Origin of the sequence: Streptomyces populi (genome assembly GCF_002911015.1) — a bacterium.
Lineage (GTDB): Bacteria > Actinomycetota > Actinomycetes > Streptomycetales > Streptomycetaceae > Streptomyces > Streptomyces populi.
The window spans coordinates 26,584-42,316 of the sequence record NZ_KZ626858.1; the positions used below are offsets into that span (position 1 = coordinate 26,584).

Genomic DNA, 15,733 nt, shown 5'->3' on the forward strand with positions numbered 1-15,733 from the left:
GAACGGGTTCCGGTGGACGGGTTCCGGTGGGTGCCGTGAGCGGGCTCGCGGGTGGATTCCGTGACCCGGGTTCCGGGTGAGTGGGTGTGGCCGGCGTTCCGGGGCGGCGGGCCGCCGGGCGGGGGTGAGCGGACGGGGACGACGGGCCGGGCTCGCGCTCCACGTGCACGGCGGGCCGGAGACGCGCCTGGTTCCCGACGGACTCCCGCGCTCCGTACGGCGGCCGGACCCCGGTGCACCGCGCGAACCGCCGGGCCGGCGGCCGTTCGGGGCGCGTCGAGGTCCGGCGACTCAGCCGGAGACGGCCGGAGTTCGGGTGCCGGGGCGCGGACGGGAGGCCAGGGCCCACACCGGATCACGGTGGGAGGAAGTCACCGTGGGCGGACGGACCCGCGCGAAGGAGCCCGGGGGCCGGGACGTCAGACTTCGCGGCGACAGAAGGCGCTGCAGACACGCGCGAGGTCGACGTGGCGTCGCCGCGTGAGATCCAGTCGCATCTTCATGCCGGGATCGTCGCAGCCTGTGGCGAGGGCAGTCAAGGAACGGCGGTCCGGTCTCGCATCCCGGACCGTGACATGCCTCGGGGAAACGCGGGCAAGCGCATTCCACGGACTCGACGCTCCGGGTCCGACGGCCGAGCTGGAGGTGTCTCCGCCATGGGCACAAAGGTGCTGGAACGATTTCCCGCCGGGGCTCCGCGCGGATCCTGGACCGCCGAGGAGTACGCGGCCCGACGCCGTACCGAGGGCCTGCGGGCGACGGTCGTGATGGACCTGAAATCGGACGCCTTCCTCGTGGTCGTCCCGGCCGGCGACGAGGACTGAGCCGAAGGACGCCCGACGGCGGACGGCCCGCCCGCGAGAACCGCGGGCGGGCCGTCGTGAACCCTGGACCGTCGAACCCTGGACCGCCGGACCCGGGCCGGTCCGCCCCGGGGTCGCCGGGCCGGGAGCCGTCGGCCCGGGTTCGCGGGACCGGGGCGGAGCGGGACCGGTCCCGCTCCGCCCCCGCCTCTCACACCTCGACGCGCTCGCCCCCTCGGGCCCCGGACGCGGGCACGGGCCCGGGTCCGGGCTCACGGCTCAGCGCCCCCGGCCACCACGCCCGGCGGCCGATGTCACGGACCAGGGCGGGCACCAGCAGGGAGCGGACGACCAGGGTGTCGAGCAGGACGCCGAAGGCGACGATGAAGGCGATCTGCACCAGGAAGGCCAGCGGGATCACCCCGAGGGCCGCGAAGGTCGCGGCCAGCACCACGCCCGCCGAGGTGATCACCCCGCCGGTGGCGACGAGTCCGCGCAGGACGCCCTGGCGCACCCCGTGACGCAACGATTCCTCGCGGACCCGGGACATCAGGAAGATGTTGTAGTCCACGCCGAGGGCCACCAGGAACACGAAGCCGTACAGCGGCACGGACGCGTCGGTGCCCGTGAAGCCGAACCCGTGCCGGAACACGAGCGAGGAGATGCCCAGGGTGGCGAGGAAGTTGAGCGCCACCGTGGCCACCAGGAGCACCGGCATGAGCAGCGAGCGGAGCAGGACGGTCAGTATGACCAGGATGATGGCGAGGACCACCGGCACGATGAGCGTCCGGTCGTGTTCGGCGGTCTGCCGGGTGTCGTACTGCTGGGCCGCGTAGCCGCCGACGAGCGCGTCGGCGCCCGGTACGGCGTGCACCGCCGTGCGCAGCCGCGCGACCGTGGCCTTGGCCGCGTCGCTGTCCGCGGCGGACCGCAGCGTGACGTCGACGCGGACCCGGCCGTCGACGACCCGGGGCGCTCCCCCGCCGGGCCGCCCGGACTCCGTCACCGCGGCGGCCGACGCGACACCGTCCGTCGCGCGCGCCGCGGACATGACCCGGTCGACGCGGTCCGCGTTCGCGATGATCACGGCGGGGTTGCCCGAGCCGCCGGGGAAGTGCCGCCCGAGGGTCTCCTGGGCGGCGACCGACGGCGCGTCGTTGACGAAGATCTCGGAGAGCGGGATGCCCTTCGCGGTCAGGGTGGGCGCGAAGGCCGCGCAGGCGAGGAGACCGGCCAGGGCCATGGCCCAGACCTTGCGCGGCGCGCGGTCGACCAGGGCCGCGACCCGGTTCCAGATGCCGCCGCCGGTGCTCACGTCGCCCGCCGGACGGGGCTTGGCCGGCCAGTAGGCGGCGCGGCCGAGGAGCACCAGGACGGCGGGCAGGAAGGTGAGCGAGCTCAGCGCGGCGCAGGCCACGCCGATGGCGCCCACGGGGCCGAGCGACCGGTTGTTGGTCAGATCGCTGAGCAGCAGCGCCAGCAGTCCGAGGGCGACGGTTCCCGCGCTCGCGACGATCGCGCCCCAGGACTGGCGCAGTGCCGCCCTGGCGGCCGCGATCCGGTCGGCGCTCAGGGCGAGTTCCTCGCGGAACCGGGCGCTCAGCAGGAGGGCGTAGTCGGTCGCGGCGCCGATCACGAGGATCGAGAGGATGCCCTGCACCTGGCCGTCGACGCGTACGACGTCGTGGTCGGCGAGGACGTAGACGACGGCGCAGGCCAGGCCGAGCGCGAACACCGACCCGAGGATGATGAGGAAGGGCAGCAGCACGCTGCGGTAGACGAGCAGCAGGATCACCAGGACGGTCGCCAGGGCGACCCCGAGCAGCAGTCCGTCGATCCCGGCGAAGGCGTCGCCGAGGTCGGCCTGGCTGGCCGCGGGTCCGGCGATCCCCACGGTCGTGCCGGCGACGCCTCCGGCGGCGGTACGAATGCGGTCGACGACGTCGGGAAGCTGCTTGCCGAGGTCGGGCCTGAGCTGGACGACGCCCTCCAGCGCCTTGCCGTCGTCCGACGGCAGGGCGGGAGACGGGCGGCCGACCACTCCGGGGGTGCCGGCGAGGGAGGCGAGCGCGCGGGTCGCGGCGGACTGCCGGGCCCCGGCGGTGGAGCCGTCGCCCTCCACCGTCCACACGACGATCGCGGGCAGCGTCCCCGCCTTCTGGAAGGCGCGCTGCTGCTCCACCACCTTCGTGGACTCGGCGCTGCGCGGCAGGAAGGCGGCCTGGTCGTTGGTGGAGACCTCGCCGAGCCGGCCGGCGTAGGGGCCGAGGGTGCCTCCGATGCCGAGCCAGGCGACGAGCAGGACGACGGGGATCAGCCACAGGGCTCGTCGCGGGGTGAGGGACATCGCTCTCCAGGTTTCACGTACGGGTGTCTCGATGAATGACAATCTCAATCATTGAGATATCTCGCGGCCAGATGGTAGACCACGTCCGGACTTCCGGTTCCGGCGGGCGTCCGGACTTCCGGTCCCGGCGGGCGTCCGGATGCACCGGACGGCGGCTTCCTCGCCCTGGACGTGCGGGATCTCCGCGGCCGGGCCGTCGGGGGACGGGACGCGTGCGGACGTCCGCCGGGTTCAGCGCCCGGGAGACCGTACGGCCGAGAGCTGTTCGTTCATCGCGGTCAGGAAGCGGAGCACCACGGACAGCTCGTCCTCGCTGAAACCGGACCGCACGTCCGCCGTGACGTCGGCGAGCGGCCGGAAGTGGGCGCGCGCGGCCGACCTCGCGTCGGGAACGTAGTGGAGGTGGACGACCCTGCGGTCGGGGCTCTCCCGGACGCGCCGGATGTGGCCCGCGCGTTCGAGCCGGTCCAGACACGCGGTGACCGCGCCCGAGGTGAGTCCGAGGTGCTCGCGCAGCCGGCCGGGCGTGAGCGGCTCCGGCGCGTCGAGGATCGCCGCGAGCGCCAGCACGTCCGTCGCGTGCAGACCGTGTTCCCCGGCGAAGCCGTGGACCAGCCGGTTGATCTCACCGTTCATCCGGCGCAGCTGGACCGCGAAGGCGTGGAGGTCCGTCGTCACACCCTGTTCCCGCTCCCGACCCGCATCGGGGTCCGGATCACCCGCCCGGTCGTCACGGTCGTCTCGTCTGGCCACGTGATCAGCCTATAGAAGACCCGGCACCTCCCCCGTTCGGGCGCCCGGCACCCGGCGGCCACCCCGTCCGGCGCATCCGCGGGCGGCGCCCGGGTGGAAGGGATCAGGGAGGGAGGCGGTCCCCCAGGGGGCCATGGCGGCGACCGACGGAGGACCCATGAGCGACGAGGAGACCCGCACCGGCCCGAGGTGTCTGGTGACCGGTGCCACCGGCTACATCGGCGGGCGGCTGGTTCCCGAACTGCTGGCAGAGGGGTACCGGGTGCGCTGTCTGGCCCGCTCCCCCGCCAAACTGCGCGACTATCCCTGGGCCGGCGAGGCGGAGGTGGTGCGCGGCGACGTCACGGACGCCGACTCGGTCGCCGACGCGCTGCGCGGGTGCGAGGTCGCGTACTACCTCGTGCACGCCATCGGTTCGGGCCGCGACTTCGAGGAGACGGACCGCAGGGCGGCCCGGATCTTCGGTGAGCGGGCCCGGGCGGCGGGCGTGCGGCGCATCGTCTACCTGGGCGGCCTCACCCCCGCGGGCGTGCCGGTCGAGGAACTCTCTCCGCACCTGAGGTCCCGGGCCGAGGTGGGACGCATCCTGCTCGGGTCGGGGGTACCGACGACCGTGCTCCGCGCCGCCGTCATCATCGGCTCGGGCTCGGCCTCCTTCGAGATGCTGCGCTACCTCACCGAGCGGCTGCCGGTGATGGTGACGCCGAGCTGGGTGCACACCCGGATCCAGCCGATGGGCGTACGCGATGTGCTGCGCACGCTGGTCGGCAGCGCCGGGATGCCCCCGGAGGTCAACCGCGCCTTCGACATCGGCGGTCCCGACGTCCTCACGTATCTGGAGATGATGCGGCGGTACGCGGCCGTCGCCGGGCTGCCGCGCAGGCTGATCTTCCCGGTGCCGGTGCTCACGCCCCGGCTGTCCAGTCACTGGGTCGGGCTGGTCACCCCGGTGCCCGCGTCGATCGCGCGCCCGCTCACCGAGTCGCTGCGGCACGAGGTCGTGTGCCGCGAGCACGACATCGTCCGGTACGTTCCCGATCCTCCGGGGCGGCCGATCGGCTTCGACGCGGCGGTGTCCCTGGCGCTCCAGCGGGTGCGCGACGCCCAGGTGACCACCCGCTGGTCGTCGGCCTCGTACCCCGGGACGGCCAGCGATCCGCTGCCCACCGACCCCGACTGGGCCGGCGGCAGTCTCTACACGGACGAACGCGAACTGACCGTGGACGCGTCGCCCGAGAAGCTGTGGCGGGTCGTCGAGGGCATCGGCGGTGACAACGGCTGGTACTCCTTCCCGCCGGCCTGGGCGGTGCGCGGCTGGATGGACCGGCTGGTGGGCGGGGTGGGCCTGCGGCGCGGACGCCGGGACGCCAGCCGGCTGCGGGTGGGCGACTCCCTCGACTTCTGGCGGGTGGAGGAGATCGAGCCGGGGCGTCTGCTGCGGCTGCGGGCCGAGATGAGACTGCCGGGGCTGGCGTGGCTGGAGATGTACGCCGAGGTGACGGACGACGGGCGCACGCGCTACCGGCAGCGGGCCCTGTTCCATCCGCACGGGCTGCTCGGGCAGCTGTACTGGTGGAGCGTCTCGCCGTTCCACGCCGTGGTGTTCGGCGGCATGGCCCGGAACATCGCGCTGGCCGCCGAGAACGCTCCCGCCGGCACGACGGCCCCCGCGCCCGCCCGCTGACCCCGCGCCCGCCGGCGGCTCCTCCTCCACGACCGTCACCGGCCCCGCGTCCGCGGCCTCCCGTCGGCCCCCGCGTCCACGACGGGCCGTCGCCCCGAGCCGTACCCCCCGCGAAGCCGGGCGGCGCATCCGGACCGGCCGCCCGAGCCGAAGCAGACCGACGCCGTACTCCCCAGCACCGCCCCGGAGCCACCCCATGACCGTCTCGATCGTCCTGTTCACCTCCGACCTGCGCCTGCACGACCACCCGCCGCTGCGCGCCGCCCTCGACGGCTCGGACGCGGTGGTGCCGCTCTTCGTCCGTGACGAGGCCGTGGCCGGCGCCGGGTTCACCGCCCCCAACCGGATGGCGTTCCTCGCCGACTGCCTGGCGGATCTGGACGCGGGGCTCCGCGGACGCGGCGGCCGTCTGGTGGTGCGCTCCGGCGACGTGGTGGCCGAGGTGGCCAGGACGGCTGCCGAGGCCGACGCCGACGAGGTGCACACCGCGGCGGGGGTCAGCGCGTACGCGCAGCGCCGGGAGGAGCGGCTGCGCTCCGCGCTGGAGGCGGAGGGACGCCGTCTGCACGTGCACGAGGCGGTGGTCACCGCGCTCGCCCCCGGTGCCGTGACCCCGGCGGCCTCGGACCACTTCGCCGTCTTCACGCCGTACCACCGGCAGTGGGCGCGGCAGCCGTTGCGGGACCCGGTCGCGGCCCCCCGGGTCGTCCGGGTTCCGGACGGCGTCGGTTCGGAGGCGGTCCCCTCGCGCTCGGCGGTGCCCTCGGTGTCCGAGGGGCTGGCCCGGGGCGGCGAGCAGGAGGCCAGGAAACGGCTGACGGCCTGGCTGCGCGACGGGATCGGGGCGTACGAGGACCGCCACGACGACCTGCCCGGCGACGCCACCTCCCGGCTCTCCCCCCATCTGCACTTCGGCACGCTGTCCCCGGTCGAGCTGGTCCACCGGGCGCGCGGCGCGGGCGGTCCGGGCGCCGAGGCGTTCGTGCGGCAGCTGGCCTGGCGGGACTTCCACCACCAGGTGCTGGCGGCCCGGCCGGACGCGTCCACCACCGACTACCGTTCCCGGCACGACCGTTGGCGCTCGGAGGCCGAGGCGGCGGACGACATCGAGGCGTGGCGGGAGGGGCGGACCGGCTATCCGGTGGTGGACGCGGCGATGCGGCAGTTGCGCCACGAGGGCTGGATGCACAACCGGGGACGCCTGCTCACCGCGAGCTTCCTGGTCAAGACGCTGTACGTGGACTGGCGGGTCGGGGCCCGGCACTTCCTGGACCTGCTGGTGGACGGCGACGTCGCCGACAACCAGCTCAACTGGCAGTGGATGGCGGGAACGGGCACGGACAGCCGGCCCAACCGTGTCCTGAACCCGGTGGCCCAGGCCAGGCGTTACGACCCGGACGGGGCATATGTCCGGCGCTGGGTGCCCGAGTTGGCCGGAATCGCTGGCCGTGCCGTGCACGAGCCGTGGAAGCTCCGGGGCCCGGACCGGGCCGCCCGCGACTACCCGGACCCGATCGTCGACCTGTCCGAGGGACTGGCCCGGTTCAGGAGGGCCCGGGGCCTGGACTGACGGCGTCACCATGGCCGGGTGCAGGAACGGGCCGAGCCGAATATAAACTGCCGAGGATTTTACCTGTTGTAGAGATTTCTCAGCGGTGCGCCGCCGTACAAGTGGTCGTCCGAACCACTCGTACCGGATCCGCGTGCACCGGATCCACCGCGCGGCCACCCCGGAGCCACGGCTCCGGAACCGCCGTACCCGCCCCCAGGAGGCTGCCCGATGCGCATTACACGGAACGTGGGAACCCTCGTCGTGACCGGTGCGTTGACGCTGACCCTGGCCGCGCTCGCCTATCCGGCCATGCTGGGGGTCCAGACCACGTCCGCCGCTCCGGTCCGTGTCATCGCCAACCCCTCCTCGGGGCCGCTGACCGAGGCCGACCGCGACTTCGTCGTCAAGGTGCGCGCGGCGGGACTGTGGGAGTACCCGGTCGGTCAGCTCGCTTTGCAGAAGGGGACCACACCGGAGGTCCGCACGGCGGGGGAGCACCTGATCGCGGGTCACGCCGGGCTGGACGCCACGAGCCGCAAGGTCGCCAAGGAACTCGGCATCACGCTCCCCAACAAACCGTCCCCGCAGCAGCAGGGCTTCGTGTCGACGTTGAGCGCGGACTCCGGCTCGAAGTTCAACACGGACTTCGCCAACATCCTGCGCCTGACCCACGGACAGATCTTCTCGACCGTGGCGAAGATCCGCGCCACGACCGAGAACACGCTCGTGCGGCAGCTCGCCGACCAGGCCAACGACACCGTGCTGGACCACATCACCGTGATGGAGAAGACCGGACTGGTCGACTTCGACCAGGTGATCATCCAGGAGACCTCCCTCCCGAAGGTGCCCGCGGTCAACCTGACGCCTCCCGCGCCGCAGCCCGGCGAGCCCGAGGTCGTCCTGACGCCCCCGGCGGGCGGGGCCGCGCTCCCCTCGGGCGGAGCGTCGCTGCCTGCGGGCGGGGCGTCGCTGCCCGCGGGCGGGGCGCAGCTGCCCTCTCCGACGCCGACGGTGGGCTGACCGGACGGTCACGGGAGCGGGAACGGCGGCCGCCCGGCCGGGGGTTCGCGACGGCGGCCGCGCGGGCGGCGCACACGGCCGGCCCGGCGCCGGTGCGTTCAGCCGTCGGCCAGGCTCGTCAGCGCGGTGAGGGCCTCCCGCAGGCCCGCCGGCCGGAGCATGTCCGGCTCCGGGCGCCCGGCCCAGCCGGGGCCGCCGAGGAGGACGGCGGGACGTCCGCGGGCGCCCTTGACCCCCCAGGTGGTGGCCGCGATGTGCCGGGCCAGGGGGCGGTCGGCCGTGGAGCGGGTCTGGGACCACAGCACGACGGCGACCGGCCCCAGTCGCCGCACCGCCGCGGTCAGCGCCTCCGGGGGTACGGCGGGGCCGAACATCCGGGTGGGCAGGCCCCGTTCGACGAGCCCCGCGTGCAAGGCCTCCAGCGGGAGGCAGTGCTGCTCGCCCGGCACGCAGGCCAGCACGATCGGTCCCGCACCGGTGGCCGGCGCTCCGGGACCCACCGGTCCGGAAGCGCGGTGCAGCACGCGGGAGATGTGCCACGACAGCAGGTGCTCCACCTCCACGTAGCGGTCCCCGGCGGTCTCCCACTTGCGGCCCACCGCGTGCAGGGCCGGCACCATCACCTCCTCCCAGCCGACGACCACGCCGTGCCGCTCCACGAGCGAGGTCAACTGGTCGTCCACGGAAGGCGCGTCGAGCCGTACGGCGGCGCGCGCCAGGCCCTTGCACTCCTGCCGGGGGTCCCCGAGGGGCTCCGCCCCGGCCGCCCGCGCGAGGGAGACCGGCTCGTCGGCCGCGGCCCCGGTCCCGGGTGTCAGGGGGTCGGACCAGCCCTTGGCCGCCCGGGCCGCCTCGGCGGGCGGCACTCCGGCCGAGGTCAGCCGGCACATCTCCTCGAGCATCGCCACGTCCTGGGGCGTCCAGCGGCGGTGCCGCCCGCCGGACCGGACGGCGGGCCCCATTCCGTACCTGCGGTCCCAGGAACGCAGCGTGGTGGGTGACACGCCGAGGCGGCGGGCCAGCGCGCCGGTGGTGACACCGGCTTCGGCGGATCCCTCGCCCGGCTCCCGACCCTGGTCCGACCGTCGCTGATCCGACCGGCTCTCACCCATACGGCGACTATACGACGCAGAAACGATGCGAGTTGTCGCCTCTGTCCCATGGTTCACACAATCGGTTCACGGGGCCCCACACAGGGAGTTCCCGGAGCGAGGAGCCGTGGCCATGAGCGCAGATCCGACCGCCGAGCAGCCGACCGCAGAGGCCGGGGACGCGATCACGGACGTGGACCTGGCCCGCGGCATCGTCGACGGGGACGAGTCCTCGCTGGCCACCGCCTACCGGCGCTGGGCGCCCCTCGTCCAGGCACTCGCCCGGCGCTCGCTGGGCGACGCGCGTGAGGCGGAGGACGTCACCCAGCAGGTGTTCCTCGCCGTGTGGCGGGGCGCGCGCGGCTACCGCCCGGAGCGCGGCACGGTCGCCGGCTGGCTCGTCGGCATCACCCGGCGCAAGATCGCCGACGCCCTGTCCGCACGGACCCGGCGCAGCGAACTGGTGGGCGCGGCCGGTGCCCTGCTGGTCCTCGCCGACGACACCCGGACCCGCCCCGAGGCCACGCTGGACCGTGTCCTCGTCCGGCACGAGCTGGCCAAGCTCCCGACACCGCAGCGCCGGGTCCTGCACCTCGCGTTCTACGAGGACCTCACCCAGACGCAGATCGCCCAGCGCACCGGCTGGCCGCTGGGCACGGTCAAGAGCCACTCCCGGCGCGGCATGCACCAGCTGCGCGACTGTCTGCGCCCGGCGGCCGAGGTCTGAGCCCGGGCGGCCCGGGCGTCCGCTCCCGGCGGCGGGCGCCCGGGCGGGCCCGTACGGGCACGAGCGGGCCCGGGATCTTCCCGTCCGCGGACCGATCCGCCGCCCCATCCGCCTCGGATCACATCCGAACCGTCGACGCGTCCTGGAGGGCCCACCGTGAAGGAAGCCGTGGAGATCGGACGGAACCCGTCCGCCGGGCCGGACCTGCCGGATCTCATGGCCCGGGTCGCCCGGGGCGACCATGAGGCGTTCGCCGCGCTGTACGACGTGGTGGCGGGCCCCGTCCTCGGCGTCGTGCGCGGGGTGCTGCGCGACCGGGCGCAGTCGGAGGAGGTCGCCCAGGAGGTGCTGGTCGAGGTGTGGCGGACCGCCGCCCGCTACCGGCCCGAGCGCGGGTCGGTGCTGAACTGGGTCCTCGTCCTCACCCATCAGCGGGCCGTGGACCGGGTGCGCTCGGTCGAGGCCTCGACGGCGCGCGAGCACAAGGCCGCCCTGCTCGACCGGACGCCCGCTTTCGACGAGGTGACCGAGCAGGTCGAGGCGCGCCTGGAGCGTGAGCAGGTGAGGCGCTGTCTGCGCACCCTGACGGAGCTCCAGCGCCAGTCGGTGACACTGGCCTACTACCGGGGGCTGACCTACCGGGAGGTGGCGGAGCTGCTGGCGACTCCCCTCGGCACGGTCAAGACGCGGCTGCGCGACGGTCTGATCCGGCTGCGCGACTGCCTGGGGGTGACGGTGTGACCGCGGCGGACCTGCACACGCTGACCGGCGCGTACGCGCTGCACGCGCTGGACGACGACGAGCGCGAGCGCTTCGAGCGGCACGCCGCGGCCTGCGCCGACTGCGCGCGGGAGGTCCGTGAGCTGAGTGCCGCGGCCGCGCGTCTCGGCCTGGCCGTCACCGTTTCGCCGGACCCCGCCCTCAAGGACCAGGTGATGCGGCGGATCACCACGGTCCGGCAGGAGCCGCCGCGCACGGTCTCCCCCGGGGAGCTCCGGACCGTCGGTGCCCGCCGGCGCCGGCCCTCACGGTGGGCGCTCGCCGCGGCCCTGGCCGCGGCGGCCGCGCTGGGCGGTACGGCGGTGTGGCAGCACGAGCGCGCCCAGGACGCCCAGAACGCCCAGGAGCAGGCCCGGCGGGCCGAACGGCGTGCGGACCAGGTGGCCGCGGTCCTCACGGCCCCCGACGCCAGGTCGCGTACGACGGAGCTGCCGGGCGGGGCGAGCGGCACGGTCGTCGTCTCCAGGAGCCGGGACCGGGCGGTGTTCGTCGCCTCGCGGATGGCGAAGCCGCCGGGCGGCAAGGTCTACCAGCTGTGGTTCGACGAGGCGGGCACCATGCGGTCCGCCGGGCTGATGGACCCGGGCCGCGGCACCGGGGCCGTGCTGATGGAGGGTCCCGTCGACGGCGCGTCCGGCATGGGGATCACCGTGGAGCCGGCCGGCGGCTCCCGGAGCCCGACCTCCGCGCCGGTGGCCCTGATGGGACTGCCCGCCTGAGCGTCCGTCCCCTCGGTTCGGGGGAGGGGACGGACGCCCGGGACGGGGCACCTCGGGGTCCGGTCAGCGGCGCGGCTTCGGTGGCAGCGGGAAGAAGCCGCTGGTGCGCGCCGCGTATTCGGCGAACCCCGGGCGCCCGGCCATGTGGCGCTCCAGCATGGCCTTTCCGCTGCCGTTGATCAGGAGGTAGCTCATCACCAGCGGTGACACCAGGGCCACGGCGGCCGACTGCGGGCTGTCGCAGGCGATCAGGAACAGGCCCCACCAGACACAGAAGTCGCCGAAGTAGTTGGGGTGGCGGGTCCAGCCCCACAGGCCGCGGTCCATGACGTGGCCCCGGTTCGCCGGATCGGCCTTGAAGCGGGCGAGCTGGGCGTCGCCGACCGCCTCGAAGAACAGACCGACGGCCCACAGCGCGGTGCCCGCCCAGGCGAGGCCCGTGAGCGGCCCGGGAACGTACTGCGCGGCCTGGACGGGCAGTGACACCAGCCATACGAGCGCGCCCTGCAACAGGTAGACCATGCGCAGGGCGTAGAGGTTCCGGTTGCCGGGCGCCTTGGACAGCAGCGCTTCGTAACGCGGGTCCTCCCCGTGCCCCCGGCCGCGCCGCGCGATGTGCACGGCCAGCCGCAGTCCCCACACCGAGGTGAGCACGGTGACGAGCACGCGCCGGGCCTCGTCGCCCTCTCCGGCGGACGCCAGGAAGGTGACGAGGGCCACCGCGGTGAAGCCGGTCCCCCAGGCGACGTCCACGATCCGGTGCAGCCCCTTGCGGACGGCGACCGCGAAGGCGACGAGCATGACGGCGAGCGCCGCTCCGGCCGCGAGAGCGAGGTTCTGGGCGAACTCCCCCCAGGGGAAACCGCTCATGGCGTGGGGTCCTCCTTGGTGAACAGGTACTGCTGGACGTCCAGGTAGCCGGAGCGGAACCCTGCTTCGGAGTAGGCGAGGTAGAAGGTCCACATCCGGCGGAAGGTCTCGCCGAAGCCGAGCGCCTCGACGTCGTCGGCCCGTTCGGTGAACCGCTCGCGCCACAGCCGCAGGGTCTCCGCGTAGTGCGCGCCGAAGGCGTCCCTGCGGGTGGTGCGCAGGCCGGTGTGCGCGCGGGTCACCTCTTCCACCGCCTCCACGGAGGGCAGCAACCCGCCGGGGAAGACGTACTTCTGGATCCAGGTGTAGGTGTCGCGGGAGGCGAGCATGCGGTCGTGCGGCATGGTGATCGCCTGGAGCGCGACGCGTCCGCCGGGGGCGAGCCGTGCGTCGAGGGTGGCGAAGTAGACGGGCCAGAACTCCTCGCCCACGGCTTCGACCATCTCGACGCTGACCACGGCGTCGTACGTCCCGGTGGCCTCGCGGTAGTCGCACAGCTCGATGTCCACCCTCCCGTCGAGGCCCGCCTCGCTCACCCGCTCACGGGCCAGGGCCTGTTGTTCCCGGGAGAGGGTGAGGGTGGTGACCCGGGCGCCGCGCGCGGCGGCACGGATCGCCAGTTCTCCCCAGCCGGTGCCGATCTCCAGGAGCCGGGTGCCGGGCCCCACCTCCGCGAGGTCCAGAAGCCGGTCGATCTTGCGGTGCTGGGCGGCTGCCAGCAGGGGCCAGGAGGCGGGAAAGCTCTGGAAGAGGGCCGACGAATAGCTCAGGGTGTCGTCGAGGAAGAGCGCGAACAGGTCGTTGGACAGGTCGTAGTGGTGGCTGATGTTGTCGCGGGCTCCCGTGGGGGTGTTGCGCTGGACGTCCGGCCGGCGCACCGCCCAGAGCCGCCGCAGCCTCTGCAACGGGGCCGGGACCAGCCGGGCCGCGTCGCCGGCGAGCACGGTGAGCGCGGCGGCCAGGTCCGGCGCGTCCCACTCCCCCGCCATGTAGGACTCGCCGAAGCCGACGAGGCCCTGGACGCCGACGCGGTGGTGGAAGGCGTCCGGGTCGTGGATGTCGATGACCGGGCCGCCGAGGCCGACGCGGGTTCCGTCGGCGAACCGCGCCCGCAGCGGCAGCCGCTCGAGCGCCCGGCGCACCAGGGCGCGGGTGACGGCGGTGCGGACGCGCGAGGACGGCGGCGGGGCCGCCACCCCCGGCCGGCGCACCGGGCCGGTGTCCTGGCGGGATGCCTCAACGGTGTCCTGGCGGGGTGCCTCGACCGGGCGGGATCCGGCTGTCGTCATCTCGTTGTCTCCGGGGCTCGTCGACGGGGGCGGGGCTGGACGGGCAGTCCGCGCAGCCGGAGGCGGATGCCGTGCAGCCGGATGGCGGCGGACACGGCGACGGTGGACCACGGGTGGCGCAGCGTCTGACGCAGCAGCGCGCCGGTGGTCACGGCCTCCCGCGTTCCGCGCACGGTGGCGGTGAAGGGCCGGGTACCCGCGCGTTCCAGATGTACCGTCAGGTCGAGGCGGCCTCCGGGCTCGGGCAGCCGCATCCGGTAGGCGCCGTCGACGGGGAAGAACGGCGACACGTAGAACTCCTTGCGGGTCCGCGCGGTTCCACCGCCGTCGGGACGCAGCAGGTAGGAGTGCCGTTCGCCGTAGGTGTTGTGCACCTCGGCGACGACGCAGCGCGGGGTGCCGTCGGGATCGTGGCACCAGTACAGGGTCAACGGGTTGAAGACATGGCCGAGGACGCGAGCGTGGGCGAGCATCAGCACCGGCCCGCCGCGCAGGTCGACGCCGTGCGCGGCGAGGAAGCGGTCCAGGCCCGCGCGGATGCTCGGCTGGTCGCCGTCGAAGTGGTCCCGGGGGTCGAACCGGGCCAACGGGCGCAGTGCGTACGGCAGTCGGGGCGGACGGTCGGGGTCGGTGAGCCACATGTACGTGCGGTGGCGCAGCGCGTACCGGGTGGGCGAGGTCCGTACGTGCGCGACCGTGCAGGGGTAGAGGGCGGGCGGGCCGGTCACCAGGTCACCCCCAGCGCCTCGGCCGCCTCGACGCCGGACCGGCAGCCGTCCTCGTGGAAGCCCCAGCCGTGGTAGGCACCGGCATACGCGGTCACCGGGCCGTTCAGGGCGGGGAGCCGGCGCTGGGCGGCGACGGACTCCGGGGTGTAGACGGGGTGTTCGTACTCCATGCGGGCCAGGACCCGGGCGGGGTCGACCCGGTCCTCGCCGCCGAGGGTGACGACGTAGGTCTCGGGTGCGTCGAGCCGTTGCAGCCGGTTCATGTCGTAGCTGACCCGGACCCGGTCGGCGCCGGTGTCGCAGGCGGGCATCAGATAGTTCCAGGAGGCGCGCGCCCCGCGGGCGCTCGGCAGCAGCGCGGTGTCGGTGTGCAGGAGGGTGGTGTTGCGCGAGTAGCGGAACGCCCCGAGCACCTCGCGTTCCTCGTCGGTGGGGTCCGCGAGCAGCCGCAGGGCCTGGCCGGGGTGGCAGGCGACGACCACGGAGCCGTACGAGTCGGTGGTGCCGTCCTCGGTGGTGACGTCCACCCCGTCCGCGTGGCGGCGCACGGCGCGGACCGGGGTGGAGGTGTGCACCGCGTCGAGTTCCTTGGCCAGTCGCTCGACGTAGGAGCGGGAGCCTCCGGTCACCGTGCGCCAGACGGGCGAGCCGCCCACGGAGAGCATGCCGTGGTGCTCCAGGAAGCGGAACAGGTGGGCGGCCGGGTGGCGGAGGGCCGCCGTCGCGTCGCAGGACCAGACCGCGGAGACGAGCGGGGTCATGAAGTGCCGGGTGAAGTAGGGCGAGTAACCCTGCCGGGCGATGAACTCGCCCAGGGTGAGGACGTCCTCGTCGCCGTCGGCGAGGAGCCGGCGGGCGGCGCGGTGGAACGCCGGCACTTCGGTGAGCATCCTCAGGTAGGGTCCGCGCACCGCGCTGCTCGGCCGGGCGAACAGGCCGGAGGGGCCGCGGGCGCCCGCGTACTGGAGCCCGCATCCCTCGCACCGGACCGACATGCTCATCTCGGACTCCTGGGTGGCGACGCCGAGTTCGGCGAACAGCCGCAGCAGGTTGGGGTAGGTGCGGCGGTTGTGCACGATGAAGCCCGAGTCGACGCGGTGCAGGCGTCCGTCGGCCGAGGTCAGGTCGTGGGTGTGCGCGTGTCCGCCGAGCCGGCCGTCCGCCTCGTAGAGGGTCACGGGCCGTTCACGGCTCAGGACGTACGCCGCGGTGAGCCCGGCCACTCCCCCGCCGATCACGGCCGTGCGCCGGAGCGCTCCGCGCCGCTCCTCTCCGGTGCGCCCGGCACCGCCGTCCCCGGTGTCCGTCGGCCCTCGCCTCATCGGTCTCCTCCCGCCCGGCTCCCGGTCGGAGCCTTCGAGAGGTATTCC

Annotated in this window: 14 protein-coding genes; 7 read left to right on the top strand and 7 right to left on the bottom strand. The window is 74.3% G+C overall.

Translation table 11 applies throughout. From position 1 onward, the window contains the following. Positions 1 to 656: 656 nt before the first annotated feature. A complete protein-coding gene (locus tag CW362_RS43745) occupies positions 657 to 824 on the top strand; it encodes a hypothetical protein (protein ID WP_167347379.1) in 168 nt (55 codons plus the stop codon). Positions 825 to 1,014: 190 nt separating this feature from the next. On the opposite strand, the gene CW362_RS12640 is transcribed toward CW362_RS43745, so the two are convergent. Next, positions 1,015 to 3,150, bottom strand: coding sequence for an MMPL family transporter (locus tag CW362_RS12640; protein WP_103549513.1), 2,136 nt, complete (start codon positions 3,148 to 3,150; stop codon positions 1,015 to 1,017). A 231-nt stretch (positions 3,151 to 3,381) separates the two neighbouring features. Then, positions 3,382 to 3,903 carry a MarR family winged helix-turn-helix transcriptional regulator gene (locus CW362_RS12645; protein WP_376450076.1) on the bottom strand — a complete coding sequence of 174 codons (522 nt, stop codon included), beginning with the start codon at positions 3,901 to 3,903 and terminating at the stop codon, positions 3,382 to 3,384. A gap of 157 nt (positions 3,904 to 4,060) precedes the next feature. Here CW362_RS12645 and CW362_RS12650 point away from each other — a divergent pair, with 157 nt between their 5' ends. From CW362_RS12650 to CW362_RS12660, 3 genes are all read left to right on the top strand, one after another. Then, entirely contained in the window at positions 4,061 to 5,587 is a 1,527-nt protein-coding gene (locus tag CW362_RS12650) for an SDR family oxidoreductase (protein ID WP_162684057.1), read from the top strand. Between the two features lie 196 nt (positions 5,588 to 5,783). Beyond that, positions 5,784 to 7,157 (top strand): cryptochrome/photolyase family protein, encoded by a 1,374-nt coding sequence (locus tag CW362_RS12655; protein ID WP_103549515.1) that lies wholly within the window; start codon positions 5,784 to 5,786, stop codon positions 7,155 to 7,157. 210 nt (positions 7,158 to 7,367) lie between these two features. Further along, entirely contained in the window at positions 7,368 to 8,159 is a 792-nt protein-coding gene (locus CW362_RS12660; protein WP_206300941.1) for a DUF4142 domain-containing protein, read from the top strand. 98 nt (positions 8,160 to 8,257) lie between these two features. On the opposite strand, the gene CW362_RS12665 is transcribed toward CW362_RS12660, so the two are convergent. Then, entirely contained in the window at positions 8,258 to 9,271 is a 1,014-nt protein-coding gene (locus CW362_RS12665; protein ID WP_103549516.1) for a MerR family transcriptional regulator, read from the bottom strand. Positions 9,272 to 9,383: 112 nt separating this feature from the next. Here CW362_RS12665 and CW362_RS12670 point away from each other — a divergent pair, with 112 nt between their 5' ends. From CW362_RS12670 to CW362_RS12680, 3 genes are all read left to right on the top strand, one after another. Continuing rightward, positions 9,384 to 9,977, top strand: coding sequence for a sigma-70 family RNA polymerase sigma factor (locus CW362_RS12670; RefSeq protein WP_103549517.1), 594 nt, complete (start codon positions 9,384 to 9,386; stop codon positions 9,975 to 9,977). Positions 9,978 to 10,133: 156 nt separating this feature from the next. Then, positions 10,134 to 10,718 carry a sigma-70 family RNA polymerase sigma factor gene (locus CW362_RS12675; RefSeq protein ID WP_103549518.1) on the top strand — a complete coding sequence of 195 codons (585 nt, stop codon included), beginning with the start codon at positions 10,134 to 10,136 and terminating at the stop codon, positions 10,716 to 10,718. Continuing rightward, the gene (locus tag CW362_RS12680; protein ID WP_103549519.1) at positions 10,715 to 11,476 is read left to right on the top strand and encodes an anti-sigma factor; all 762 of its coding nucleotides are present in this window, start codon (positions 10,715 to 10,717) and stop codon (positions 11,474 to 11,476) included. The genes CW362_RS12675 and CW362_RS12680 overlap by 4 nt, the downstream gene beginning before the upstream one ends. A gap of 63 nt (positions 11,477 to 11,539) precedes the next feature. Here CW362_RS12680 and CW362_RS12685 read toward each other — a convergent pair whose 3' ends face one another. From CW362_RS12685 to CW362_RS12700, 4 genes are read right to left on the bottom strand one after another with little or no spacing between them, the layout of a single operon-like run. Continuing rightward, on the bottom strand, positions 11,540 to 12,346 hold the full coding sequence (locus tag CW362_RS12685; protein ID WP_103549520.1) for a DUF1295 domain-containing protein: 807 nt from the start codon (positions 12,344 to 12,346) through the stop codon (positions 11,540 to 11,542). After that, positions 12,343 to 13,635 carry an SAM-dependent methyltransferase gene (locus tag CW362_RS12690; protein WP_103549521.1) on the bottom strand — a complete coding sequence of 431 codons (1,293 nt, stop codon included), beginning with the start codon at positions 13,633 to 13,635 and terminating at the stop codon, positions 12,343 to 12,345. The genes CW362_RS12685 and CW362_RS12690 overlap by 4 nt, the downstream gene beginning before the upstream one ends. After that, complete coding sequence (locus CW362_RS12695; protein ID WP_103549522.1) at positions 13,632 to 14,363, bottom strand: DUF1365 domain-containing protein; 732 nt, start codon at positions 14,361 to 14,363, stop codon at positions 13,632 to 13,634. Before CW362_RS12695 ends, CW362_RS12690 begins: the two co-directional genes overlap by 4 nt. Next, positions 14,360 to 15,685 (bottom strand): NAD(P)/FAD-dependent oxidoreductase, encoded by a 1,326-nt coding sequence (locus CW362_RS12700; protein WP_103549523.1) that lies wholly within the window; start codon positions 15,683 to 15,685, stop codon positions 14,360 to 14,362. The genes CW362_RS12695 and CW362_RS12700 overlap by 4 nt, the downstream gene beginning before the upstream one ends. Positions 15,686 to 15,733: the final 48 nt, after the last annotated feature.